Consider the following 23658-nt stretch of genomic DNA (forward strand, 5'->3'; position numbering starts at 1 on the left):
CCTCAACGCCGGAATCCGCCCTCGGAGTTGATGACCTCACCGGTGATCCAGCCCGCCTCGTCCGTCGCCAGCCAGGCGATGAGGCGGGCCGGGTCGTCGGGCATGCCCCACCGGCCGGCGGGGAAGCGGGCCGCCACGGCCTCGTACGCCTCGCCGGTCAGGTAGTCCGTGTCCACGGGGCCGGGGTTGACGGTGTTCACCGTGATCCCCTGCTCGGCGAGCGTGGTGGACAGGGAGCGGGTGATCGAGGCGAGGGCGCCCTTCTGGAGGGCGTAGGCGATCTCGCCGGGCATGCCGCCCGCGAGGTCCTGGCCGGAGGTCATCATCACGACGCGGCCGCCGGGGCCGGCCGGCCTCAGCCGGGCGTGGGCCTGGACGAGCAGCAGCACCGCGCGGGTGTCGACCGCCCAGTGGGCGTCGAGCATGGCGGCGTCGATCTGGTCGAGGGTGCCGTCGGAGCCGCTGACCGCGTGGTTGGCGATCAGGATGTCCAGCCGTCCGCCCAGGGCCGAGGCGGCCGTGGCGACCAGTTCGGCGGGTGCGGCCGGGTCGGAGAGGTCACCGGGACCCGCGAGGACCTGGCCATCGGGGTCGCCGAGCGCCTCCCGCACGGAGGCGACGACGTCCTCCGGGCGGTCTGCGCCCCACGGCATGGCGGCGTCATGCGGCACATGGTGATGCAGATAGACGCTCGCCCCGTACGCGGCGAGCCGCCGGGCCACGGCATGACCGATGCCGGCACGTCTGCTGGCCCCGGTCACCAGTGCGGTCCGCCCGCGCAGGGGCAGGGGGTCGCGGCGGAGGTCTTCGGGGGCGGGGTGCGGGAGTCGGGGCATGGCAGATCATGATGGCGAACGGCCGGGCCCGGGCGCACCCGGTTATTACGGCACCGCCGACGCGCGGGGCACTGCCGACCCCCGGCGAACCCGGTGGGTCAGTGCGGCAGCCGTCGAAGCTGCACGAGCCCCAGCCAGGTCTCCGGGCCGGGCTGCACCTGGGCGGCGCGGACGGCGTACGCCCCCGGCTCCAGGTCCACCCGCAGATGCTCGGTCCGTTCCGTCTCCCGTCCCGGCCAGGCGGAGTCGAAGAGGACCACGGTTCCCGGCACCTTCCAGCGCACCTCCTGGCCCCAGTCCGCCGTGGCGAGGGCGGCCGGAAGCCGGGTCAGCACCTCCTCCTCGGAGTCGGCCGCGCACCACCGGACGAAGATGCCGTGGTCGGGCAGGTACGAGGTGGACGCGGGCTCGTCACCGAACACGAGCGCCGCGCTGTCCCCGACGGGCAGCAACCCCACGAAACCGTCGACCTCGCAGGCCCGGTCGTAGTCGGACGCCGTCTCGTCGCCGTCGGCGCCCGCCCAGAACGGCAGCACCGTCTCCGGCACCGCTATCAGGGGGCCGCCGCCCGACTCCACCCACTCCACCGCGCCCGGTTCCGCGTATCGCACCATGGCAGCAGAACCTACACGCACACGGACCTCACAGGTTCACCAAGGCCAACTCCGCTCTCAGCAACCGCAGTTGTCCGAGGCCACGGGCGCGGTCAGCGGGTCGACGGGAACACTCTCACGGCCCTGCCAGGTCTCGTACTCGAAGCCCTCGCGCGCCCAGTACTCGAAGCCGCCGAGCATCTCCTTGACCTGGTAGCCGAGTTCGGCGAGGGCGAGTGCGGCACGGGTCGCGCCGTTGCAGCCCGGTCCCCAGCAGTACGTCACGACGGGCACGGACTTGTCGAGCAGTTGCTCGGCCTGCTCGGGGATGAGGGCCGTGGGGAGGTGGATCGCGCCCGGGATGTGGCCCTGGTCCCAGGACTCGGTGGAACGGGAGTCCACGACGACGAACCCGGGGTCGCCGCCGGTGGCGAGGGCGGAGGCGACGTCCGAGACGTCCGCGTGGAAGGCGAGGCCGGCCCGGAAGTAGGCGGCGGCCTCGGCCGGGGCGGCCGGGGCGACGCGGAGGACGGGGTTGGCGGGGGTGGCTGCGGTAGTCGTCATGATCAGAAATCTACGGCCGCTGCTCCAGCCGCTGAAGGGACGATCCCCGGCACTCCGCTTGATCCGCCGGGGAATCACCTGCTACTTCTCCCCCATGACCGCGTTTTCCCCGGACGCCACCGACTGGCGAATCCTCGACGTCCTCCAGCGTGAGGGCCGCGCCAGCTTCGCCGAGCTGGCGCGTGCCGTCTCCATGTCCGCGAGCGCGGTCACGGAACGGGTACGGCGGCTCGAGGAAGCGGGCGTCATCCAGGGGTACGCGGCAGTGGTCGACCCCGAGCGGCTGGGGCTGCCGATCCTGGCCTTCGTTCGCCTCCGGTACCCCCACGGCAACTACAAGCCCTTCCACGACCTGGTCGCTGCCACGCCGGAGATCCTGGAGGCGCACCACGTCACCGGCGACGACTGCTTCGTCATCAAGGTCGCGGCGCGCTCGATGCGGCACCTGGAGGCCGTGTCCGGCAAGATCGGCACACTGGGTTCGGTGACGACGAGTGTCGTCTACTCGTCACCACTGCCCCGCCGGGCGCTTGGCGCTCCCGATCCCCACGCTGCGGTCCCGCTCCCGCAGTGAGCCGAGGACGTCGAGCAACTCCCGGCCAGTACGGGGCGAGAAGGGCCATGCAGGCATGTGCATGCCGGGTTGATCCGCGCAACACGCCCCCGACCGCCGCGCGGTGGCTCTACGTTCACTCGCTGTTTCGGGCGAACGGCGTATGCAAGGGGGCTTGGGTGGCGCTGCTGAAGGACGATCCCGGCGCCAAGGCGACCCGATCCCTCGCCGACAGGGCCTGCATGGGCGCCGGCCCGTGGGTGACGACATCCCTCAGACCCCCGCCGGGCCGAGGGCTCACCCCGCCCGAGCAAACCGTCAACGGTGCGCTGTCCGCAGCGCGGGCACCGGTCGAGCGCGGGGTGGCACGACTGAAGTGCTGGCGCATCTTCCGCAGATGAAGGTGCACCGCGTCGCCCTGGCCCGGCATCTGGTCGCCGACCATCCCGCATCCAGCGCACGGCACCTCGCGGCGCGGGGCACTGAGGTCGAAGCACGCGGCCCTGTGCCCATGCAAGGAGGTCCTCCATCAGGTTCGAACAAGGGCCGGTAATCGTCGAATGACGAGGCAGGTACCCCTGGACGGCCATGCAGAGCAGTCCGTAGCCACGCCCGCGGGACTGCCGGCGACGAGGTGTACGGCGGACGCCGACTGCGCCTGGTCGTCTGCCGTCTGGGCTTCGACTACGCCCCGGCAACCTGGGCACGTTCCCGAGGACGCCTGGGAACGCATGCGCATCGGCCACGGGCTCAAGGGCGACTGCCAGCCCACAGCATCGCGCTGGAAGGTGGCCGGCCAACGGTGCGGGGTCAGGTGAAGTGCTGGGTGATCTGGTTGTTGTCGCCGATGGTGACGCCTCGGCTGTCGCTGACGGTGACCTGGTACCGCCCCGTCTTCCACGCCACCGCCGTAGCGACCGTCTCCATCTTCACCGTCATCGCGATCCCCGTAACCCTGAACATCGCCCGCCACGCCCACCGCCAGTGGACGGGCGGCAACCTCCCGTATGCCCAAGACCAGCTGCTCGTGGGCATGGCGGTGAACGCTGCACAGCCGCATGGTGGGCGGCCTCCTCTGGTGGTTCCACCGGTTCCCCTTCCACTGGCCTCTGGTTCCCGGCCGGGTGCGGCCGCGCGGCCCGCGGTCACGGCTACAGGGGGACGATGTCCGCGAAGACCGTGCGCTCCAGGAGCCGGGCGGCGGGCGAACCGTCCGGCTCTGGTGCCGTCGCGGGTGGGGTCCGCTCGGTTTCGCGGACCACCAGGCGCACCGGGCCCGCATCCGGCGGCACCGCCAACGGTTCGGTCCGGAAGCCGATTTGCGTCTCCGCCTGCGGTCTGGAATGCGCAGCCACGCGGGCAGCTGCTCCGCGCCCGCGACGGCGAACTCGGCGGCCGGGTCCGCGCCCGGCACACCGCGGCGCTGATCGCTCCCCCCTACCCATCACATAACGGCTTGGGAGTCCACGTCGTCGCGAGGCTTCAGCGCCCCCTCGGTCAGTGCCCCCGCTGCCGCAACACCGACCCCGACCTCCCCTTCACCACCTCCAACTGCGCGTGGATCCGCCGCCGCAGATCGGCGACATGGCTGACGATCCCGACGCTGCGATCGCGCTCCCGCAGTGAGTCCAGGACGTCGAGGACCTCGTCGAGGGTCTGGTCGTCGAGAGAGCCGAAGCCCTCGTCGATGAAGAGGGTGTCGAGGCGGACCCCGCCGGCCTCGTCGGTGACGACGTCCGCGAGGCCGAGGGCGAGGGCGAGCGAGGCGAAGAACGTCTCACCGCCGGACAGGGTCGCCGTGTCCCGCTCGCGACCGGTCCAGGCGTCGACCACGTGCAGCCCGAGGCCGCTGCGGCCACGGCCGGCGCGGTCGTCGGAGTGGACCAGGGTGTAGCGGCCGGACGACATGCGCCGCAGCCGTACGGTCGCGGCGGCGGCGACCTGTTCGAGGCGGGCCGCGAGCACGTAGGACTCCAGGCGCATCCTGCGTTCGTTGTCCGCCGAGGTGCCCGCGGTGAGCGCTGCGAGTCGGGCCACGCGGTCGTATTCCTCGCGCAGCGGGGCGAGTTGACGTACGGCGGTGGCCGCTCGGGCGGACAGCCGGTCGAGTTCGGTGCACCGCCGGGCCGCCGCGTCGCGCACGGAGGCGGCGTCGCGGGACCGCTGCGCGGCAGCGGAAGCGGTGCGTTCCGCCAACTCCACGTCGGCGGTCGGCCGCTGGGCGGCGGCCGCGGTGTCGGCCTCGGCGAGGACCGCGCGTACCGCCGCCTCCTCGGACTGCCAGGCGTCCAGGCGTCGTTGCAGCTCGCGGTGGGCGGTGTCGTCGAGGAGGGCGGCGGCCGCGGCCTGCGGGGTGTCGAAGCCCGCGCGGAAGGCGGCGTCGGCCAGGCGGGCGTCGGCGTCCTTGAGTCGCTGGGCGGTGTCGTCGGCGGCACGCGCGGTGTCGGCGGCCTCGGTGAGCAGCGCGACCTGCCGCTCCAGCTGCGCGGCCCGCGCGGCGACGCTGTCGGCGGTGCCGCGTGCCTGGGCCAACTCGGCCTCCAGGGCCGCCTTCTCGCGGTCCAGACGCTCGCGGTGGCCCACCCGGGCCGCGGCCCGGACCGCCGCCTGCTGATGGGCGGCGGTGCGCTGCTCGTGTTCCGCCTCGGCCCGGCGCAACTCCTCCTGCGCGGAGTGCAGTGCCGAGGCGTCCCTGCGCGCCTGCGCGTACAGCCGCTCCAACTGGTCGGCGGCCTCCGCGAGGTGGCTCGTCGGCAGATCGCCGGCCTCGGCGGTGGCGGCGGCCAGCGCTTCCCGTACGACGCCCAGGCGCCGTTCGCTCTCCGTGTGCCGTTCCTCCGCCTGCTGGTAGGCGGCCAGCGCACGGTCCTCCGCCTCCCGGTCGACGTGTCCGGCGTCCTTGCGGGCCGGGGCGGGGTGCTCGGTGGCACCGCAGACCGCGCAAGGCGCGCCGTCCTGGAGCTGCGCGGCGAGTTCGGCGGCGATGCCGTTCAGGCGCTGTTCCTTCACGTCCAGCCAGTGCGCCTTGGCCTCGAGTGCCTGCTGCTGGGCGTGGGCGGCCTGTTCGGCGGCCGTGTCCGTGTCGCCGGCCAGCTGGTCGCGCAGCCGGGCCGCGGCGAGTCGCTGCCGCGCGGGCTCGCGCTGCGCGGCGAGTTGGTCGGCGCGGTGCGCGGCCTCCTGCGCGGAGGCGATCCGGGTCTGCAGTGCGGCCCGGGTCGCCTCCCACCCGTCGAGCCAGGTCTCGGCCTCCAGACGGACCTCGTCGTCCGCCCGCTCCTGGCGGTCCAACCGGGCACGCTCCGCGACGAGTTCGCCCAGCCGTCGCTCACCGCGCCGGGCCGACTCGAGACCGCCCAGTTCCTCGGCGAACCGGCGCGCGGCGGCGGCCAGCCCGGCGGCACCGGCGTCGGCGAAGGGGTGGGCGTCCCGAGCCGACACGTGCCCTTCGGGAAAGGTCTCCGGTGCCCGGGAAGAAGCGTGCGCCCCGGCGGTACCGGCCCCCGCACCGCCGCCCGGCCCGACTCCCGTCCCCGCACCCCCGAAGGCATCCCGCAGCACCGCACGCGCGCGTGCCTGTGCCTCGGACGCCCGACGGTGCTCGGCTTCGGCGGCCTCCCGCAGCTCCAGTGCCGGTGCCACCGCCTCCGCTTTGCGGGCCCGCTCCATACGTGCCTGCGCCTCGCGGTGGGCGTCGGCCCGCTCCTCCAGCAGCCGGGCCCGTCCCTGCGCCTCGGCGAACCGCCGCTGCAGCCGGTCCACCTCACGTACGTCGGCCAGGGTGCGGTCGGCGGCGGCCTGGGCGGACTCGGCGGCCAGGAGGCGGCAGTGGGCGACGGTCAGCTGTTCGCGGGCAGTGCTGCGGGCGACGGCGGCGGCGCCGAGGACGGCCTCGGCCAGACCCGGCTCCCCCGGTGCCAGCTCCGGCAGCTCCATGGCACTGCCCGCGGCCTGCTGCATCCGGTGCGCGTCGGCCAGCAGCGCCGCGTCGCCGTCCCGGACCTGGGCCTCGGCCGCCCGTCGCCGCTCGGCGAGGCGCTTCTCGACCTCGGCGAAACGGTGGGTGTCGAAGAGCCGGCCCAGCAGCTTGCCACGGGCCTCGGCGTCGGCGCGCAGGAAGCGGGCGAAGTCGCCCTGAGGCAGCAGCACGACCTGGCAGAACTGCTCACGGCTCATGCCGAGCAGCTGGGTGATCTCCTCGCCGATCTCCTGGTGCGAGCGGCTGAGGTCCTTCCAGGCCCCGGCCTGGGCGTCGTACTCGCGCAGCCAGCTCTGCGCCTTGTCGAGCGTCGTACCCGAGCCGCGCTTCTTGGGGCGCTCCCAGGGCGGTTGCCGGGTGATCTCCAACCGGCGTCCGGCGACGGTGAGTTCGAGGCGGACCTCGGTGCGGGTGCCGGCCGCGGCATGGTCGCTGCGCAGGGTGATGCCCTGGCCGCTGTGCCGGGCACCCGGCACGGAGCCGTAGAGCGCGTAGCAGACGGCGTCCAGGACGGAGGTCTTGCCGGCGCCGGTGGGGCCGTGCAGCAGGAACAGCCCGGCGGTCGACAGCGCGTCGAAGTCGACGGTCTGGGAACCGCCGAACGGCCCGAACGCTGTCACGTCGAGGCGGTGCAGCCTCACCGCGCCACCTCCCGCACGGCCTCGCCGGCGCGCACCGCGTCGAACGCGTCCCGCAGTACGCCCTGTTCACGCTCGTCGGGCCCGGCCCCGCGCACATGCGCGACGAAGTCCTCCGCGATCTCCTGGTCGCTCCGGCCCGCGAGCCGCCGCGCGTAGGACACGTCGGGGTCGTCCGGCGCCCGCTCGGGGGCGAACACGAGGCTGAGGGTGTGCGGGAAGCGCTCGGCGAGTCGGGCCATGGGGTCCGAGGGGCGCACCACGTCCGTGAGCGTCGCCTCGACCCAGGACTCCTCGTGCCTCGCCAGCCCGGGATCGGCGAGCAGTTCCTCCAGCGTTCCCCGGATCCGGGCCAGCGCACGCGGCACCGGGCAGTCCACGCGCTCGGCGGTGACCGTGCCGTCGCCGTCCAGGTCGACGAGCCACATGGTCTTGCGGTGGTCGGCCTCCGAGAAGGAGTACGGCAGCGGCGAGCCCGAGTAGCGGACCCGGTCGGTGATGGTCTGGCAGCCGTGCAGATGGCCCAGTGCCGCGTAGTCGACGCCGTCGAAGACCCCGGCGGGTACCGCCGCCACCCCGCCGACGGTGATGTCCCGCTCGCTGTCGCTGGCCTCGCCTCCGGTGACGAAGGCGTGCGCGAGGACGACGGACCGGGTGCCCGGCGGGCGCGTCGCCAGGTCCGAGCGCACCCGGCGCATGGCGGCGGCGAGAACGGCCTCGTGGCCGGGCTTCTCCACGCCGAACTCCTCTTTGACCAAGGCGGGTTCGAGATAGGGCAACCCGTAGAAGGCGACGTCACCGTGGGCGTCGGCCAGCATCACCGGCATGCCCGCCGCCGAGGCGTCGGTGCACAGGTGGATGCCCGCGCGCTCCATGAGCCCGGCGCCGACGCCCAGTCTGCGCGCGGAGTCGTGGTTCCCGGAGATCATCACCGTCGGCACGCCCAGCTCGGCGAGGCTGTGCAGGGCATGGTCGAACAGCTCGACCGCGGCGAGCGGCGGCACCGCCCGGTCGTACACGTCCCCCGACACGACCACTGCGTCGACATCCCGCTCACGCACCGTGGCGACGAGATGGCAGATGAACTCGTTCTGGGCGTCGAGCATGTTCACCCGGTGGAACGCCCGGCCGAGATGCCAGTCGGAAGTGTGCAGCAGCCTCATGATCCCCGAGACTAACGGCCGGGTCTGACAGCACGGGCGGTTACTCCCGTATCGCCCCGTCATGAACGTTCCGGCACCCGCACGTTCACGGGTCGGATCATCCCGCTATGACTTGCATGCCTGATATGAGAGAGGTCAGTGCCTGGCCAACTGGTCGGCCAGCCTGCGCGCCTGGGTGAGCAGTGTGCCGTAGCTCGCCAGCGCGTCGGGGTCGTCGGGCACCGCGTCATGGAGGCGCCGGCGCAGATCGTCCAGAGCGCTGACCATGTCTTCGACCACCTCGCGCAGTTCCCGGTCGGCGTGCTGGTCGCAACCGCCCGGCGCGAACCGGCTCCGGGTGTAGAGCTGGATGGCTCGGGCACTGCCACGCAGGAACTGCGCGTACGGCTCGGTGACCGGCGGTCCCGGGCGTGGCTGCCCGCGTTCGTCGTCGCACGCCTCCAGCACCGCCCGGGTGACGCCCGCCGTGTGCACGGCCAGGTAGTCGAGCACCGTGACCGTGTCGTCGTAGTCCTGTCCGGGCGGCGAGACGGCGCGGCTGCGGCGCCGTGGATTGACGCGCAGGCTCTCGCGGCTCCAGCCCACCGCGGCACGGGCCTGCTCCACCAGGCGATGGAGCCGCAGTGCCCGCTCGTGCAGGGAACCGGCCGTCCGGGCGTCCCACTCGTCGGCGGCCAGCCGGTCGGCCACCGCGTCCAGGATCTCCTGCGCCTCGCGCGCCGCCTCCTCCAGCGCGGCACGGGTGCTGCGCAGATACACCGGAGGCCGGATCAGCGCGTTGACGGCGATGCCCACCACCGCGCCGAAGACCGCCTCCGCGATCCGGGCCGCCGACCCGGCGACGGTGACCGGTCCGCCGGTCAGCACGAACAAGGCACCCGTGGCGGCGTAGACGCCCTGGCTGCCCAGGCGCCGCCAGTTGCCCAGCAGTACCACGGCCGGCAGCACCAGGCCCATCGCCGCCATCGGGGAGTCCAGCATCAGCGCCACACCGGTGGCCACCACCGTCCCCGTGGCGATCGCCGCCAGTTGCTGCAGCCCGTGCGCGATGGACCGGAACACCGTCGACTCCACCAGCACGACCGCGACCCACGGTGCGACGAAGGCCATCGGCATCCGCAGCCACCAGCCCGCCACCGCCCAGGCCACACAGGCCGCCAGCGCCGCCTTGGCGGCCTGTACGGCCAGATCCCGTTCCCGGCCCGGCTGCGCCCATGCCCGCCGAGCCGCCCGTACGGCCGCTCCGGCATGGCGCCGAGCACCCTGCACCGTCGCACGCGTCCCCTGCATGACGACCCAGGTGCCACGCCTGCCCCGATGAATGCCGCCCATCTTCGGGGGCTGGGGCGGAATAGGTCACACCTCGCCGTGCGCCTGTCCGGTCACGCCTCGCCTACGCCCGTCCGCTCACGCGTCCCCGTACGCCTCTCCGCCGAGCTCGAACCCGGCCGTCCCCGCCGTCGCGTCCGCGAGCCACGCGCGCAACGTCTCCACCTCGGCGTCCGGCAGGCCGACCTCGATGGTGACCGCTTCCCCGTAGCGCACGTCGCGTACCTCGCGCCCGGTCGACCGCAGGTCGTTCTGCACCTTGCCGGCGCGCTGGTGGTCGACGGTGACCGTGACCAGCCGGAAGCGGCGCCGGGTGAGCGTGCCGAGGGTGTCCAGTGCCTCGCCCACGGCTCCGCCGTACGCCCGGATGAGGCCGCCCGCGCCGAGCTTGACGCCGCCGTAGTAGCGGGTGACGACGGCGACGACGTAGCGCATGTCGCGGCGCAGCAGCATCTGCAGCATGGGGACGCCGGCCGTGCCGCCCGGTTCGCCGTCGTCACTGGCCTTCTGGACCGCGGCGTCGGCGCCGATGACGTAGGCCCAGCAGTTGTGGGTGGCGTCCGCGTGCTCCTTGCGGACGGCGGCGACGAACTCCTGGGCCTCCTGTTCGGTGGCGGCCGGGGCGAGCGCACAGATGAAGCGTGAGCGGTTGACCTCGGTCTCGTGCACGCCCGCGTGGGCGACTGTGCGGTACTCGTCCTGCATCGGGACAGCCTATGCCGCCGGCCCGGGACCAGGGCCTCCGGCCGGTGCCCGGCTCACGTCTTCCTGCCGTTCACCGCTTCCTGCCCCGCGCCACCATCACGTCCGTCAGCAGCGCCGTGCCGGGCGCGAGGTCCCGCCAGGCGGGCCCGTGCCAGGCCAGTACGGCGATCGCCGAAGTCGGGAACTTCGTGCCGACCTGGTCCAGCGTGTCGTCGAGGCCGTCCCCGGCGAGTTCGAGGACGAGGTCCTCCAGGCCGGGGTTGTGCCCGACCAGCAGCAGTGTCTTGACCTCGGGGGGCGCCTCGTGCACGACCGCCAGGAGGTCGGCCGCGTCCGCCGCGTACAGCCGCCGGTCGTGGCGCACGGGCGGTGGGGTGCCCCACTCGGCGGACGCCAGTTCCCAGGTGGCACGCGCGCGTGCCGCCGTCGAGCACAGCGCGAGGTCCGGCAGGCAGTCGGCGCCGGCGAGCATGCGGCCCGCGACCGGGGCGTCCCGGTGGCCGCGCGGGGCGAGCGGGCGCTCGTGGTCGGCGACGCCGTCCGGCCAGGCGGACTTGGCGTGCCGGAGGACGACCAGACGGCGCAGCGGTCCGGCTCCGATGCGGGCGGTCATGAGGGGGTTCCCAGGTCGTGGGTGAGGTCGAGGCCGAGGAGTCGGTCGGCGTAGGCGTACGTCTCGAAGCGGGCGCCGTCGGGCAGGTCCGCGGCGGTCTCCACCCAGCGCAGCACTCCGAGGACTCCGGGCACGTCCAGGTCGTCCTCCCATGCGGTGCGCAGTTCCGCCCGCACCTCGTCGGGGATGGGACGTGACGGCCGTTGCGCCCAGGCGGCGACGGCAGCGCGCCAGCGTGCGAGCGTGTCGTGGGCGTCGGCGAGGGCGGCCGTGTCGAGCCGTACGGGCACGCTCGTGTGCCGGGAGAGCAGCGCGAGGCGCAGGGCTGCGGGGTCGGCCTCCTCGGGGGGCGCCTCCGAGTGCACGGGCGCGACGGCGACCCGCACTCCGTCGGGTTCCGCGCCTCCTTGACGTACGACGTGGATGACCTGTGCCTCCCCCAGTCCCGAGGCGGCGTCCCGGCCGTCCTCGAAGGGCCGGATGCCCAGCGCCGCGGCGCCGGCCCGCAGCTCCGCCTGCTGCCGCTCCTCGTCGAGCAGCGCCCACACCGGTGTGCCGGCGAGCTCCAGGGCGCGGACGAGGAGGTCGGCGGCCAGCAGGACCCGCAGGGCGGTGACGTCGAAGCCCCCGGTATGTGCCTCGATCCGGGTCAGGCCCCGGCGGGCGGGGGCGGCGTCGACGGGTGCGCCGGTTCGGGCGTCGGTGATGCGCAGCACGGAGCGAGCGTAGGCCGACGGACCGTGCTCCGCAGCCATCCTGCCCGCTTTCCGGTCATCGTGGCGGGCGTCCCGGCTGCCGGGAGTTCGCTGGTCATCCATGGTTGTACGGCCCACCCAGGCGCGCGGCACGCATGTCGTACCCGGGCATCGCCACCCCCTGCCGTGCGGACTGCCCGCACGGTACTGCGCACCGGCCCGCTCGGACAGGAGTTCGGGCCGGGGCTACCGGAGTTGTCTGCGGCCGACTGTGCGAAACGCGCGGCTTCGGGCGTGCAGGGCCGCGGTGTACACGTCCGCCGTCGCCGCTGCGGCGTTGGCCCAGCCGAAGGACCGGGCGTGGCGGACCGCTGCCTCGCTCATGCGGGCGGAGCGGGCCGGGTCGTCGGCGAAGCCGTACAGCGCCCGCGCGTAGTCCGCCGGGTCGTGCCCGGGTACGAGAACACCGCTCACCCCGTCCCGTACGGCCACCGGCAGGCCGCCGACCCGCGCGGCGATCACCGGGGTGCCGCAGGCCTGTGCCTCGACGGCCACCAGACCGAAGGACTCGCTGTGGGACGGCATGACCAGCACGGACGCCGCCCGGTACCAGTCGGCGAGCCGGTCCTGGCCGACCGGCGGCCGGAACTGCACGACGTCACAGACGCCGAGACGGGCCGCCAGTTTCTGCAGTCCTTCCGGCCTGGCGAGGCCGCTGCCGCTCGGCCCGCCCACGACGGGCACCACGATCCGCTCGCGCAGCCACGGTCGCTCGTCCAGCAACCGCGCGACCGCGCGCAGCAGTACGTCCGGTGCCTTCAACGGCTGTATGCGGCCCACGAACAGCGGAATCAGCGCGTCCTGCGGCAGGCCGAGACGGGACCGGGCGGCGGCCCGGCCGGCCTCGATACCCCGGGCGTCGGGGCGGAAGCGCTCCGGGTCGACACCGGGATGGACGACAGCGACCCGGGAGGCGTCGGCGTCGTAGTGGCGGAGCAGTTCCCGCGCTTCCTTCTCGGTGTTCGCTATCAACCGGTCCGCGGCGCGTACGACTTCGCTCTCGCCGAGCACGCGCAGCGCGGGCTCGGGGGTGTCGCCCTCGGCCGGCGAGGCGTTCTTGACCTTGGCCATGGTGTGCATGGCGTGGACGAGCGGCACGCTCCAGCGCTCGGCGGCGAGCCGGCCGACGTGGCCGGAGAGCCAGTAGTGGGAGTGGACCAGGTCGTAGTGGCCGGGGCGGTGGTCGGCCCAGGTCCGCGTCACGCCGTGCGTGAAGGCGCGGAGCTGGGCGGGGAGGTCCTCCTTGGCCAGGCCCTCGTAGGGTCCGGCGGCCACGTGCCGTACCAGGACGCCGGGCGCGAGTTCGACGCTGGGCGGGAGGTGGGCGGAGGTGGCCCGGGTGAAGATCTCCACCTCGATGTCGATGGCGGCCAGGCGCTTGGCGAGCTCGACGATGTAGACGTTCATGCCGCCCGCGTCACCGGTACCGGGCTGGTGCAGCGGTGAGGTGTGCACGCTGAGCATCGCCACGCGGCGGGGGCGGCCGTGGGTGAAGGGTGGCCGCGGCCGGGGCTGGCCGACGAGGGTGTCGCCGTGGCTCCGGCCGCCCTGGAAGCCTTCGAGGCGGGTCACTCACCGGCTCCCGCCGTGGCCCCGGCTCGCAGGTCGATGCGCTGCTCGCCCGCGTACACGTTCATGGAGCCGCCGCGCAGGAAGCCGACCAGCGTGAGCCCCGTCTCGGCCGCCAGGTCCACGGCGAGGGAGGACGGCGCCGAGACCGCCGCCAGCACGGGGATGCCCGCCATGACCGCCTTCTGCGCCAGTTCGAAGGATGCCCGCCCGGACACCAGCAGGACGGCGCGGGACAGCGGCAGTCGGCCGCCGCGCAGCGCGCGGCCGATCAGCTTGTCGACGGCGTTGTGCCGGCCGACGTCCTCCCGCAGGTCCAGCAGCTCGCCCTCGGGTGAGAACAGCCCGGCCGCGTGCAGTCCGCCCGTGCGGTCGAACACCCGCTGCGCGGCCCGGAGTCGGTCGGGCAGGCCGGCCAGCAGCTCGGGGGTGACACGGACCGGCGGTGCGTCGTCGATCGGCCAGCGTGCCGTGGTCCGTACGGCGTCCAGACTGGCTTTGCCGCACAGACCGCAGGACGACGTGGTGTACACGTTCCGTTCGAGTGTGATGTCGGGCAGCGGTACGCCGGGGGCGAGCCGCACGTCGACGACGTTGTATGTGTTCGAGCCGTCCTGTGTCGCGCCCGCGCAGTACACGATGTTCGCCACGTCTTCGGCCCGGCCCACCACGCCCTCACTCACCAGGAATCCGGCGGCGAGCGCGAAATCGTCGCCGGGCGTGCGCATGGTGATCGCCAGCGGCTTGCCGCCGAGCCGGATCTCCAGTGGCTCCTCCGCCACCAGGGTGTCCGGGCGCGTGCTCGGCGCACCGTCCCGGATCCGCAGCACGCGCCGTCGGTCGGTGACCCGTCCCATGGCCTCACCCCCGGTTTCGTACGTGGACGTGACGCTTCGTCCGTCCCTTCCTCCGTCCGTCTCCTCAGCACTCGATGACGTTGACGGCGAGGCCGCCGCGGGCGGTCTCCTTGTACTTGACCTTCATGTCGGCGCCGGTCTCCTTCATGGTCTTGATGACCTTGTCGAGGGAGACGTGGTGGCGGCCGTCGCCGCGCAGCGCCATGCGGGCGGCGGTGACGGCCTTGACCGCGGCCATGCCGTTGCGTTCGATGCAGGGGATCTGGACGAGGCCGCCGACCGGGTCGCAGGTGAGGCCGAGGTTGTGTTCCATGCCGATCTCGGCGGCGTTCTCGACCTGTTCGGGGCTGCCGCCGAGCACCTCGGCGAGACCTCCGGCGGCCATCGAGCAGGCCGAGCCGACCTCGCCCTGGCAGCCGACCTCGGCGCCGGAGATGGAGGCGTTCTCCTTGAAGAGCAGACCGATGGCGCCCGCCGCGAGCAGGAAGCGCACGATGCCGTCCTCGTCGGCGCCCGGCACGAAGTCGAGGAAGTACCGCAGGACGGCGGGGATGATGCCGGCCGCGCCGTTCGTCGGGGCGGTGACGACCCGGCCGCCCGCGGCGTTCTCCTCGTTCACGGCCATCGCGTAGAGCGTCACCCACTCCATGGCGCGGCCCGCCGGATCGCCCTCGCTGCGCAGCGCCCGAGCCGCCGCCGCGGCCCGCCGACGGACCTTCAGACCGCCGGGAAGGATGCCCTCACGGCCCAGGCCCCGCCCGACACAGGCCTCCATGACCCGCCAGATCTCCAGCAGGCCGGCGCGGATCTCCGCCTCGGTGCGCCAGGCCTTCTCGTTCTCCAGCATCAGCGCGGAGATCGACAGGCCCGTCTCCTTCGTCAGGCGCAGCAGTTCGTCGCCGGTGCCGAACGGGTGGGCGAGCACTGTGTCGTCGGGCTTGATCCGGTCCGCGCCGACCGCGTCCTCGTCGACCACGAAGCCGCCGCCCACGGAGTAGTACGTCTTCTCCAGCAGCGGCACGCCGTCGGCGTCGTACGCGAAGAGGATCATGCCGTTGGCGTGGTACGGCAGCGAGCGCCGGCGGTGCAGCACCAGCTGGGTCGAGGCGTCGAAGTCGATCTCGTGGGCCGGGCCGATCTCGGCGCCGAGCAGGCGGATGCGCCCGGTGCTGCGGATCCGCTCGACGTCCAGGTCGGCCTGGGCGACGTCGACCGTGTGCGGCTCACAGCCCTCCAGGCCGAGCAGCACCGCCTTCGGGGTGCCGTGGCCGTGGCCGGTGGCCCCGAGGGAGCCGAACAGCTCCGCCCGTACCGCGACGGTCTGGGCGAGCACGCCGTCCCGCTTCAGCCGGGCGACGAACATCCCGGCGGCGCGCATCGGGCCGACCGTGTGGGAACTGGACGGGCCGATGCCTATGGAGAACAGGTCGAAGACGCTGATTGCCACGCCATACTCCGTGGGATTGGCGGGGCGTGCCGAACGGTCACGGGCACGCCCCTGCGGGGGAGGTGTCGGTTACAGGCCGGGGTACAGCGGGTGCTTGTCGGCGAGGGCCTTGACCCGGGCCTTCAGTGCCTGCGCGTCGTACGACGGCTTGAGCGTCTCGGCGATGACGTCCGCGACCTCGGTGAAGTCCTCGGCGGTGAAGCCGCGCGTGGCCAGCGCCGGGGTGCCGATGCGCAGACCGGACGTCACCATCGGCGGACGCGGGTCGTTGGGGACGGCGTTGCGGTTCACCGTGATGCCGACCTCGTGGAGACGGTCCTCGGCCTGCTGCCCGTCCAGCTCGGACTCGCGCAGGTCGACCAGGATCAGGTGCACCTCCGTACCGCCGGACAGCACGTTCACCCCCGCCTCACGGGCGTCGGCCGCGGTCAGCCGCTCGGCGAGGATCTTCGCGCCCTCCACCGTACGGCGCTGGCGCTCCTTGAACTCCTCCGACGCGGCGACCTTGAAGGAGACCGCCTTGGCCGCGATCACATGCTCCAGCGGGCCGCCCTGGAAGCCCGGGAAGACCGAGGAGTTCAGCTTCTTCGCGAAGTCCTTCTTCGCGAGGATGATGCCGCCGCGCGGGCCGCCGAGGGTCTTGTGCGTGGTGGAGGTGACGACATCGGCGTACTCGACCGGGTTGGGGTGCAGCCCGGCCGCGACCAGCCCGGCGAAGTGCGCCATGTCCACCCACAGATAGGCCTCGACCTCGTCGGCGATCCGCCGGAACTCCGCGAAGTCCAGCTGCCGCGGGTACGCCGACCACCCCGCGATGATCACCTTCGGCCGGTGCTCCTTGGCCAGGCGCTCGACCTCGGCCATGTCGACCAGACCGGAGTCGTCCACGTGGTACGGGACCACGTTGAACTGCTTGCCCGAGAAGTTCAGCCGCATCCCGTGGGTGAGATGGCCGCCGTGCGCGAGGTCCAGGCCGAGGATGGTGTCCCCGGGCTGGGCGAGGGCGAACAGGGCGGCCTGGTTGGCCGAGGCGCCGGAGTGCGGCTGGACGTTGGCGTACTCGGCGCCGAACAGCTCCTTGACCCGGTCGATGGCGATCTGCTCGGCGACGTCGACGTGCTCACAGCCGCCGTAGTAGCGGCGGCCCGGGTAGCCCTCGGCGTACTTGTTGGTCAGGACCGAGCCCTGCGCCTCCATGACCGCGACCGGCGCGAAGTTCTCGGAGGCGATCATCTCCAGGGTGGACTGCTGACGCTCCAGCTCGGCGTCGACCGCGGCGGCGACGGCCGGGTCGAGCTCGTGCAGGGGCTGGTTGAACAGGGTCATCGGCGGTCTCCTCGAGTGTGGGCGCAGTGGGCGGCGTAGGCATCGGCGGACAGCGCGCCGGCGATGTTCTCGACCCGCAGCCGGAACAGCCAGCCGCCGGTGTAGGGAGCGGCCTTGACGACGCCCGGGTCGTCGGCCAGGGCGGGGTTGACTTCCAGGACGCGGCCCGAGGCGGGGGCGTACAGGCCGCTGACGGCGGTCCGTGACTGGATCTGCCCGCAGCTCTCCCCGGCCTCCACCCAGGAGCCGACCGCGGGCAGCCGGAGGTCGACCACGTCACCGAGGGCCTTCGCCGCGAACGCGGTGATGCCGACGGTGGCGTTGCCCTCGTCCACGACGAGCCACTCGTGGTCCCAGGTGTAACGCAGGTGCCGCGGAATGCTCGTGGCGGCCTCCCCTGCGGATTCCGGGGGGAGTCGGGGTGCGGAGCTCATGACACGACGGCCGCGGCGGCGGGGACCAGGGTGCGGCGGAGGCGGTTGAAGAACTTCGGCTGGTTGAGGGAGAGCACGGCGACGGGGGTGCCCTCGCGCCGGTAGACGGCGGTGAAGGTGCGGCTGTCGATGTCTCCCTCGACGACCTCGGGCTCGGCGCCGGGGGCGACGTGTCCGGCGACCTGGATGCGCACCTGGTACTGGTCGGACCAGAAGTACGGCGCGATGAGCGGGGCTTGGGCGGAGACGCCGCTCAGGAGTGTGCGGGCGGCGGTCCTCGCCTGCTCGGTGGCGTTGCTCCAGTGCTCGATGCGGGCGTGCCGTCCGGTGAACGGGTTGGGGCAGCGGGCGACGTCGCCGACGGCGACCACGCCCGGAACACCGGTCGAGCAGCCGGCGTCGCACACCACGCCGTCGTCCACCCGCACACCGGAGCCGGCGAGCCAGTCGGTGTTGGGGCGGACGCCCACGCCGACCACGACGACGTCGGCGGGCAGCAGCCGTCCGTCCGCCAGCCGTACGCCCGTGACGCGGCCCTCGCCGACGAGTTCCGCCACGCCGGTTCCGCACAGCAGCCGCACCCCGTGATCGCCGTGGAGCGAGGAGCCCACGAGCCCCATCTCGCGTCCGAGTTGGCGTTCCAGCGGTACCGGGAGCGCCTCGACGACGGTGACGTGGAGCCCGAGCCGGTGCGCGGTGGACGCCACCTCGGCGCCGATGAACCCGGCGCCGATGACGACGACCCGGGGCAGGCCGTCGAGCAGTTCGGTGCGCAGTGCCTGGGCGTCGTCCAGGGTGCGCAAGGTGTGGACGCCAGCCAGCCCTTCCGCGCCGGGGAGAGTGCGGGCGCTGGCCCCGGTCGCGACGACGACACCGTCGGTGCGCACGTGCCGTCCCCCGGTCAGGGTGACGGTCCGGGCCACGGGGTCGAGCCGCACGGCACGCTCGCCGAGCAGCCAGTGCACGTCCAGGATCTCGTACTCGTCCGCGTCGCCGAGCGCCAGCCCTGCGGCGTCGATGTCCCCCTTGAGGAAGTCCTTGGACAGCGGGGGGCGGTCGTAGGGAGTGTGGCGCTCCTCCCCCACGACGACGATCTCGCCGTCGTAGCCCTCCGCGCGCAGCGCGCGGACCGTGCTCAGACCTGCCAGCGACGCTCCGACGACCGTAATGCTCCTCATGCCGGCTCCAGACGGGGAGGTGTCTCGCATAACACAACGACCTTCGCTATACGCAACATGCTTTCCGCGCGGTGCGGGCGTTGTCAAGGGGGCGGAGCCGCCTATCGATTCCCAATGACGCTCAGGGTTGCGCACTTCGCAACAGAGCCGCCTGTACAGAAAGCCCGATGGCCCGTCCACCTGCCGGAGGGGCCGCAACAGCAGGTGGACGGGCGGTACGGGGGGGGTGGGGCCGGTCAGTGTGTGGGGCCGACCTCGAGCTTGTTCTGCGGACCGCCGCTACTACGCGATCACCGTCCGGCCGCAGGTCTTCATCAACCTCGTGCCCGACCACGTGATCTTCCACCGGATGTACCCGCTGGCCCCCGACCGCACGATCGTCGAGCGCACCCAGCCGGCGAACCCGGGATGCGGTCCAGGCCCTGGGAGGCCGTCGACGGGGAAGTCCTGGACCTCCTCGCCGAACTCCGCGCCGTGGCCGACGTAGTACTGGGCCGCGTAGCCGTCCGCGAACTCCGGGAGCACCTCGGTGAGTTCGGGGTGGATCGTGGCGCAGTGGTAGCACTCCATCAAGTTCTCGATGATGAGCTTCCAGTTGGCCTTGACGTCGTAGGTGATACGGCGGCCCACCAGCAGGTCGTCGATGCCGTAGCGCTCGATCGACTCCAGGTCGCCGAGCCGCTCGACGACCGCGCCCTGCACGTCGGCCCCGAAGGACGGCGGCTCGTCGGCGAGGCACACCCACACATAGCCGAGCCACTCCCGCACATGGCCGTTGATCAGGCCGTACTCGGTCCGGTCGATGTCCGCCATCGAGGTCAGGTTGGGCGCGGCGACCAGCTTGCCGTCCAGGCCGTAGGCCCAGGCATGGTACGGGCACTGGAAAGCCCGCTTGACTCGCCGGACTCCTCGGTGCACAGCTTGGCGCCGCGGTGCCCGAGCAGCGCGAGCCCCTGCGCGACGGCCGCGTCCGCGGCGAACGCCAGGCCGCCGTCGGAGAACGAGTCGGGGGTGACGTTCACGACGCCCATGACCAGCGTCCGGCCGGGTCGTGGCAGCCCGTGCGGGTGGAGTCCGGGCGTTCCCGGGTGCGCGGGGGTGGTGGTGTCAGCCGTGACGGTCACAGGGGTCAGCCTTCGATGGGTATGGCGAATCCCCGTGCGCAAAGCCCTGTGGGAGCCCCTCGACGGAGCTCCCACACGGGTGACGGGGAGCCCCGTCCGGTGTCGCTCGGACCTACTCCGTTGTCACTCAGACGTATTCCGTCGCCGCGTCGAGCAACCAGTCCGCCAGATAGCCGGCGAACGACGAGCGGACCAGGACCCAGAAGCCGGCCCTGGGTTCGTCCCGGGCGACCAGGACGACCTGGGTGCGGCCCAGGGTCGTCTGGGCGCAGCGTCCGGAGCCGAAGGCCCGTGGATGCAGGTCCAGCGGGCAGCCGTGGGCCAGCAGGTCGTGGGCGCGCGGGCCCGTGACGAGGAGCGTCGTGCGCTGTGCGGAGACGTCGGTGACGGAGACCGGCTCGTCTCCCGCGGCCTCCCTGATGCGGCTCTCCAGGTCCCGCTCACTTCCCGGCGGCCCCACCAGCAGCCACTCGTCCGGACCGAGCCACAGCGCGGTCAACTCCCCCGCGCGGACGACGGTGTTGGGCTGCAGGGGCAGCTGCAGGCCCAGGGCGAGCCCGACGGCTTCCGCCGCCGCTCCCTTGGCGTCGAGGCGTACGTCGAGCTGGGCCAGGAAGGGGAGTTCGGCCAGCCTGATCGCACCCCCGGACGTGCTTGTCGCGGCGGCCAGACGGTCCGCGACCTGCGACAGCGGGCTGCGGAGCGGGGCGGTAAGGGCGGTCTCAGCCATCGCGGCGGGCTCCCTCGGGGTCGTAGAGGACGGGGGCGGCGACGGTCACCGGCACGAGCTGGTCGCCGACGGGGGCGTACAGCCGCTCGCCGATGCGGTCCCGGCCGCCCTTGATCAGGGCGAGCGCGAACGTCCGGCCGAGGGCCGCGCTGCGATAGCTGGACGTGACATGGCCGAGCATCGGCACGGGCGGGGTCGGCAGCACACCGTCGGCGATCAGGTGCGTGCCCTCCGGGAGGAAGGTGCCCGGGTCCTCGGGGAGGAGGCCGACCAGGTGCTTGCGGTCGGGCCGGGAGGTGTCGGCGCGGGCGTAGGACCGCTTGCCGATGAAGTCCGGCTTCTTCTTCGACACCACCCAGCTCATGCCGAGGTCCTGCGGGGTGACGGTGCCGTCGGTGTCCTGGCCGATGATCGGGTAGCCCTTCTCGGCCCGCAGGACGTGCATGGTCTCCGTGCCGTACGGGGTGATGTCGTACGGGGCACCGGCCTCGTACACGGCCTCCCACAACGCGAGCGCCTGCCACGGTGACACATTGATCTCGTAGGCGAGTTCGCCGGAGAAACTGATCCGGCAGACCCGGGCGGCGATGCCCGCGACGGTCGTCTCACGCCAGGCCATGAACGGGAAGTCGTCGTTGGCCACGGCCAGTTGGGGCGCGAGCGCGGCGAGGACCGCACGGGACTTCGGGCCGACCAGGGCCACCGTGGCCCACTGCTCGGTCACGGACGTGCAGTGGACCTTCAGCTCGGGCCACTCGGTCTGGAGCCACTCCTCCATCCAGTCGAGTACGGCGGCGGCGTTGCCCGTCGTCGTGGTGACCAGGAAGCGCTCCGGGGCGACGCGGATGACCGTGCCGTCGTCGAAGACCATGCCGTCCGGGCGGCACATGACGCCGTAGCGGATCATGCCGACCTTCAGGGTGCTCATCATGTTGGTGTAGAGCCGGTCGAGGAAGACGCCGGCGTCCGGGCCCTGGACGTCGATCTTGCCGAGGGTGGAGGCGTCCATGAAGCCCACGCTCTCGCGGGTGGCGGCGCACTCGCGCAGCACGGCGGCCTCCATGTCCTCGCCGTCCTGCGGGTAGTACCAGGGGCGCTTCCACTGGCCCACGTTCTCGAACAGGGCGCCGTGCGCGACATGCCAGTCGTGGATGGCGGTCGTGCGGACCGGGTCGCTCAGCGCGCCCCGGTCGCGGCCCGCGAGGGCGGCGAAGGAGACCGGGGTGTACGGCGGGCGGAACGTGGTCGTGCCGAGGGCCGAGATGTCCACGCCGAGGAGTTCGGCGACGACGCCGCCGGCCAGGACGCCGGAGGTCTTGCCCTGGTCGTTGGCGGTGCCGGCCGTGGTGTAGCGCTTGGTGTGCTCGACCGAGCGCAGGCCGGCGCCGGTCGCGCGGGCCAGGTCCTCGACGGTGACGTCGCGCTGGAGGTCGACGAAGCGCGGGGCGTCCGTGTCACCCGGGACGACGTACACGTGCATCGGCGGCGTCTGCCGCGGCTGCGCGGGCACCTCCGGGAGGCGGGGCGTCTCGGCCGTGTAGCCCTCGGCCTCGACCGCGCGCGCACCGGCTGCCGCGCCCTGCGTCAGGACCGTGGCCGGGTCCATGACGCCGCTCGCGCTGCCCGCGACCTCGATCTGCTGGCGGCAGGTGTCGGGGACGAAGGAGCCCAGTGTCTCGTCGTAACGCAGCTTGCCGCCGGACTGGCTGAACAGGTGCGCCACCGGGTTCCAGCCGCCGGAGACCAGCAGCAGGTCGGCGGCGAACTGCCGCTGCCCCGCGGATTCTCCGTAGGGGGCGACCGTCACGGCGGTGAGGCGCGCGTCGCCGCCTTCCGTGCCGGTGACGGCGTGGCCGGGCAGGACTTCGAGGCCGGCCGCCCTCGCCCGCTCGGCCCACTCCCCCGGTTCGGGACGGGTGTCGACGATCGCCGTGAGGGCGAGGCCCGCCGAGGCCAGGTCCAGCGCCGCCGCGTACGCGCTGTCGTTGGTCGTGAAGACGACCGCGTGGCGGCCCGGCAGTACGCCGTGGCGGTTGACGTGGGTGCGGGCCGAGGAGGCCAGCATCACGCCGGGGCGGTCGTTGTCCGCGAAGGCCAGCGAGCGCTCGTGGGCGCCGGTGGCGAGGACGACCCGGCGGGCGCGGATGCGCCAGACGCGTTCGCGGGAGACGTTCTCGGGGGCGGCGGCGCCGAGGTGGTTGGTGCGGCGTTCGACGGCGAGGAGGTGGTTGTCGTCGTAGTGGCCGAAGACGGTGGTGCGGGTCAGGACGCGGACCTCGGGGGCGGCGTCGAGCTGCTCGGTCACCTCCCGTACCCAGTCGAGGTGTTCGGCCGTGCCCAGGAGGCTGCCGCCGAGTTCCGGCTGGTCGTCGGCGAGGATGACTCGGGCGCCGCTGTTCGCTGCCGCCGCCGCTGCCGCGAGACCGGCCGGGCCGGCGCCGACGATCAACAGGTCGCAGTGGGCGTGTACGGCGTCGTAGCGGGCCGGGTCGGGTTCCGTGGCGAGGCGGCCCTGGCCGGGGAGACTGCTCGCGACCAGGCCGTCGTACAGCTCGACGGTCGTCGCGGGGAGCATCGGCTCCGGGAAGGGCTCCTCGATCTGGATGACCGCGTTGGGCTCTTCGACGCCGGCTGAGAAGATGCCCCGGGGGCGGCCGAGCTTGATGCTGGTGCCGGCCCGGATGACGCCGTTGGCGAGGAGGGCGGAGGCGAGGGTGTCGCCGCGGAAGCCTCGGTATTCGGTGCCGTCGAAGGTGAAGGTGAGGGGGGTGTCGCGGTCGATTCGGCCGCGGGTCGCGTGGCGGAACGGCTGGGTTGTCTCGCCCTCGCCGCCCCTACCCGTCCCGTCATGAAGGGCCTCCGCCCCTTCGACCCCGCCAGGGGGCTCCGCCCCCTGGACCCCCCTCGGCCCTGAAAGGGCCTCGTCCTCAAACGCCGGACGGGCTGATTCTGCCGAGCCGGGCTGAGAAGTGACCGGGCGTGGCTCCACCGTCGACGGGCGTTCCTCTCCCGACCTGTACACCGCCAGAACCTCGTTCGTCGACGTGTCCCGCACCGCGTTGAACCAGCGGCGGCAGCCCGCCGCGTGGCTCCAGCGTTCGGCGAAGGGCCCCTTCGGGTTGTCGCGGAAGAACAGGTAGCGGGCCCACTCCTCGTCGGAGAGGGACGCCGGGTCTTCCGGGTACGGGACGTGGGCCTGGCCGCCGTAGTGGAACTCGGCCTCGTCGCGGGGCCCGCACCACGGGCAGGGGATGAGCAGCATGGATCG

The 23658-nt window shown here is 73.0% G+C and carries 20 protein-coding genes and 3 pseudogenes; 3 read left to right on the forward strand and 20 right to left on the reverse strand.

The window, feature by feature from the left end; genetic code table 11:
- Window positions 1–2 precede the first annotated feature (2 nt).
- From ACIBAG_RS38845 to ACIBAG_RS38855, 3 genes are all read right to left on the reverse strand, one after another.
- Complete coding sequence (locus ACIBAG_RS38845; protein ID WP_399111990.1) at window positions 3–836, reverse strand: SDR family oxidoreductase; 834 nt, start codon at window positions 834–836, stop codon at window positions 3–5.
- Window positions 837–934: 98 nt separating this feature from the next.
- Window positions 935–1450, reverse strand: coding sequence for an immunity 21 family protein (locus ACIBAG_RS38850; RefSeq protein ID WP_399111992.1), 516 nt, complete (start codon window positions 1448–1450; stop codon window positions 935–937).
- Between the two features lie 57 nt (window positions 1451–1507).
- Window positions 1508–1993 (reverse strand): rhodanese-like domain-containing protein, encoded by a 486-nt coding sequence (locus ACIBAG_RS38855; RefSeq protein WP_399111994.1) that lies wholly within the window; start codon window positions 1991–1993, stop codon window positions 1508–1510.
- A 94-nt stretch (window positions 1994–2087) separates the two neighbouring features.
- Here ACIBAG_RS38855 and ACIBAG_RS38860 point away from each other — a divergent pair, with 94 nt between their 5' ends.
- Window positions 2088–2567 (forward strand): Lrp/AsnC family transcriptional regulator, encoded by a 480-nt coding sequence (locus ACIBAG_RS38860; protein ID WP_399111996.1) that lies wholly within the window; start codon window positions 2088–2090, stop codon window positions 2565–2567.
- A 203-nt stretch (window positions 2568–2770) separates the two neighbouring features.
- Window positions 2771–2944 (forward strand): annotated as a pseudogene (locus ACIBAG_RS38865) (transposase family protein); the annotation flags it as partial.
- A 412-nt stretch (window positions 2945–3356) separates the two neighbouring features.
- Here the strand turns inward: ACIBAG_RS38865 and ACIBAG_RS38870 are convergent.
- The 14 genes from ACIBAG_RS38870 to ACIBAG_RS38935 form a co-directional block, all read right to left on the reverse strand.
- Complete coding sequence (locus ACIBAG_RS38870; RefSeq protein WP_399111998.1) at window positions 3357–3485, reverse strand: hypothetical protein; 129 nt, start codon at window positions 3483–3485, stop codon at window positions 3357–3359.
- A 212-nt stretch (window positions 3486–3697) separates the two neighbouring features.
- Window positions 3698–3901: a hypothetical protein gene (locus ACIBAG_RS38875; protein WP_399111999.1), complete on the reverse strand. Its 204-nt coding sequence runs from the start codon at window positions 3899–3901 to the stop codon at window positions 3698–3700.
- Between the two features lie 142 nt (window positions 3902–4043).
- Window positions 4044–7163, reverse strand: a complete 3120-nt coding sequence (locus ACIBAG_RS38880) for an AAA family ATPase (RefSeq protein ID WP_399112001.1) — start codon at window positions 7161–7163, stop codon at window positions 4044–4046.
- Window positions 7160–8323 (reverse strand): exonuclease SbcCD subunit D, encoded by a 1164-nt coding sequence (locus ACIBAG_RS38885; RefSeq protein WP_399112003.1) that lies wholly within the window; start codon window positions 8321–8323, stop codon window positions 7160–7162. Before ACIBAG_RS38885 ends, ACIBAG_RS38880 begins: the two co-directional genes overlap by 4 nt.
- 135 nt (window positions 8324–8458) lie before the next feature.
- The gene (locus tag ACIBAG_RS38890; RefSeq protein WP_399112005.1) at window positions 8459–9613 is read right to left on the reverse strand and encodes an aromatic acid exporter family protein; all 1155 of its coding nucleotides are present in this window, start codon (window positions 9611–9613) and stop codon (window positions 8459–8461) included.
- A gap of 117 nt (window positions 9614–9730) precedes the next feature.
- Window positions 9731–10357 (reverse strand): YigZ family protein, encoded by a 627-nt coding sequence (locus ACIBAG_RS38895; RefSeq protein ID WP_399112007.1) that lies wholly within the window; start codon window positions 10355–10357, stop codon window positions 9731–9733.
- Window positions 10358–10427: 70 nt separating this feature from the next.
- Window positions 10428–10970: a SixA phosphatase family protein gene (locus ACIBAG_RS38900; RefSeq protein WP_399112008.1), complete on the reverse strand. Its 543-nt coding sequence runs from the start codon at window positions 10968–10970 to the stop codon at window positions 10428–10430.
- Window positions 10967–11686: a hypothetical protein gene (locus ACIBAG_RS38905; protein WP_399112010.1), complete on the reverse strand. Its 720-nt coding sequence runs from the start codon at window positions 11684–11686 to the stop codon at window positions 10967–10969. The genes ACIBAG_RS38900 and ACIBAG_RS38905 overlap by 4 nt, the downstream gene beginning before the upstream one ends.
- 225 nt (window positions 11687–11911) lie before the next feature.
- Window positions 11912–13297: a D-inositol-3-phosphate glycosyltransferase gene (gene mshA / locus ACIBAG_RS38910; protein WP_399112011.1), complete on the reverse strand. Its 1386-nt coding sequence runs from the start codon at window positions 13295–13297 to the stop codon at window positions 11912–11914.
- Window positions 13294–14151 carry a formate dehydrogenase accessory sulfurtransferase FdhD gene (gene fdhD, locus ACIBAG_RS38915; protein ID WP_399112012.1) on the reverse strand — a complete coding sequence of 286 codons (858 nt, stop codon included), beginning with the start codon at window positions 14149–14151 and terminating at the stop codon, window positions 13294–13296. The genes mshA and fdhD overlap by 4 nt, the downstream gene beginning before the upstream one ends.
- 64 nt (window positions 14152–14215) lie before the next feature.
- Window positions 14216–15598, reverse strand: a complete 1383-nt coding sequence (locus tag ACIBAG_RS38920) for an L-serine ammonia-lyase (protein ID WP_399112013.1) — start codon at window positions 15596–15598, stop codon at window positions 14216–14218.
- Between the two features lie 69 nt (window positions 15599–15667).
- Window positions 15668–16924: a serine hydroxymethyltransferase gene (gene glyA / locus ACIBAG_RS38925; RefSeq protein ID WP_399112015.1), complete on the reverse strand. Its 1257-nt coding sequence runs from the start codon at window positions 16922–16924 to the stop codon at window positions 15668–15670.
- Entirely contained in the window at window positions 16921–17358 is a 438-nt protein-coding gene (locus ACIBAG_RS38930; protein WP_399112017.1) for a glycine cleavage system protein H, read from the reverse strand. Before ACIBAG_RS38930 ends, glyA begins: the two co-directional genes overlap by 4 nt.
- Entirely contained in the window at window positions 17355–18536 is a 1182-nt protein-coding gene (locus ACIBAG_RS38935) for an NAD(P)/FAD-dependent oxidoreductase (protein WP_399112019.1), read from the reverse strand. The genes ACIBAG_RS38930 and ACIBAG_RS38935 overlap by 4 nt, the downstream gene beginning before the upstream one ends.
- A 271-nt stretch (window positions 18537–18807) precedes the next feature.
- Here ACIBAG_RS38935 and ACIBAG_RS38940 point away from each other — a divergent pair.
- A pseudogene (locus ACIBAG_RS38940) lies at window positions 18808–18921 on the forward strand (SRPBCC family protein); the annotation flags it as partial.
- Window positions 18922–18937: 16 nt separating this feature from the next.
- Here ACIBAG_RS38940 and ACIBAG_RS38945 read toward each other — a convergent pair.
- From ACIBAG_RS38945 to ACIBAG_RS38955, 3 genes and pseudogenes are all read right to left on the reverse strand, one after another.
- Window positions 18938–19474 (reverse strand): annotated as a pseudogene (locus ACIBAG_RS38945) (SRPBCC family protein); the annotation flags it as partial.
- Window positions 19475–19787: 313 nt separating this feature from the next.
- Window positions 19788–20390 (reverse strand): sarcosine oxidase subunit gamma, encoded by a 603-nt coding sequence (locus tag ACIBAG_RS38950; protein WP_399112021.1) that lies wholly within the window; start codon window positions 20388–20390, stop codon window positions 19788–19790.
- Window positions 20383–23652: a sarcosine oxidase subunit alpha family protein gene (locus tag ACIBAG_RS38955; protein ID WP_399112022.1), complete on the reverse strand. Its 3270-nt coding sequence runs from the start codon at window positions 23650–23652 to the stop codon at window positions 20383–20385. The genes ACIBAG_RS38950 and ACIBAG_RS38955 overlap by 8 nt, the downstream gene beginning before the upstream one ends.
- Window positions 23653–23658 lie beyond the last annotated feature (6 nt).

Origin of the sequence: Streptomyces sp. NPDC051243 (assembly GCF_044455405.1) — a bacterium.
Classification (GTDB): domain Bacteria; phylum Actinomycetota; class Actinomycetes; order Streptomycetales; family Streptomycetaceae; genus Streptomyces.

What these genes read in the sequence shown, in the direction of transcription:
- ACIBAG_RS38845 (WP_399111990.1), bottom strand. Translation starts at nt 836, where the DNA reads ATGCCCCGACTCCCGCACCCCGCCCCCGAAGACCTCCGCCGCGACCCC.
- ACIBAG_RS38850 (WP_399111992.1), bottom strand. Translation starts at nt 1,450, where the DNA reads ATGGTGCGATACGCGGAACCGGGCGCGGTGGAGTGGGTGGAGTCGGGC.
- ACIBAG_RS38855 (WP_399111994.1), bottom strand. Translation starts at nt 1,993, where the DNA reads ATGACGACTACCGCAGCCACCCCCGCCAACCCCGTCCTCCGCGTCGCC.
- ACIBAG_RS38860 (WP_399111996.1), top strand. Translation starts at nt 2,088, where the DNA reads ATGACCGCGTTTTCCCCGGACGCCACCGACTGGCGAATCCTCGACGTC.
- ACIBAG_RS38870 (WP_399111998.1), bottom strand. Translation starts at nt 3,485, where the DNA reads ATGACGGTGAAGATGGAGACGGTCGCTACGGCGGTGGCGTGGAAGACG.
- ACIBAG_RS38885 (WP_399112003.1), bottom strand. Translation starts at nt 8,323, where the DNA reads ATGAGGCTGCTGCACACTTCCGACTGGCATCTCGGCCGGGCGTTCCAC.
- ACIBAG_RS38890 (WP_399112005.1), bottom strand. Translation starts at nt 9,613, where the DNA reads ATGCAGGGGACGCGTGCGACGGTGCAGGGTGCTCGGCGCCATGCCGGA.
- ACIBAG_RS38895 (WP_399112007.1), bottom strand. Translation starts at nt 10,357, where the DNA reads ATGCAGGACGAGTACCGCACAGTCGCCCACGCGGGCGTGCACGAGACC.
- ACIBAG_RS38900 (WP_399112008.1), bottom strand. Translation starts at nt 10,970, where the DNA reads ATGACCGCCCGCATCGGAGCCGGACCGCTGCGCCGTCTGGTCGTCCTC.
- fdhD (WP_399112012.1), bottom strand. Translation starts at nt 14,151, where the DNA reads ATGGGACGGGTCACCGACCGACGGCGCGTGCTGCGGATCCGGGACGGT.
- glyA (WP_399112015.1), bottom strand. Translation starts at nt 16,924, where the DNA reads ATGACCCTGTTCAACCAGCCCCTGCACGAGCTCGACCCGGCCGTCGCC.
- ACIBAG_RS38930 (WP_399112017.1), bottom strand. Translation starts at nt 17,358, where the DNA reads ATGAGCTCCGCACCCCGACTCCCCCCGGAATCCGCAGGGGAGGCCGCC.
- ACIBAG_RS38935 (WP_399112019.1), bottom strand. Translation starts at nt 18,536, where the DNA reads ATGAGGAGCATTACGGTCGTCGGAGCGTCGCTGGCAGGTCTGAGCACG.
- ACIBAG_RS38950 (WP_399112021.1), bottom strand. Translation starts at nt 20,390, where the DNA reads ATGGCTGAGACCGCCCTTACCGCCCCGCTCCGCAGCCCGCTGTCGCAG.
- ACIBAG_RS38955 (WP_399112022.1), bottom strand. Translation starts at nt 23,652, where the DNA reads ATGCTGCTCATCCCCTGCCCGTGGTGCGGGCCCCGCGACGAGGCCGAG.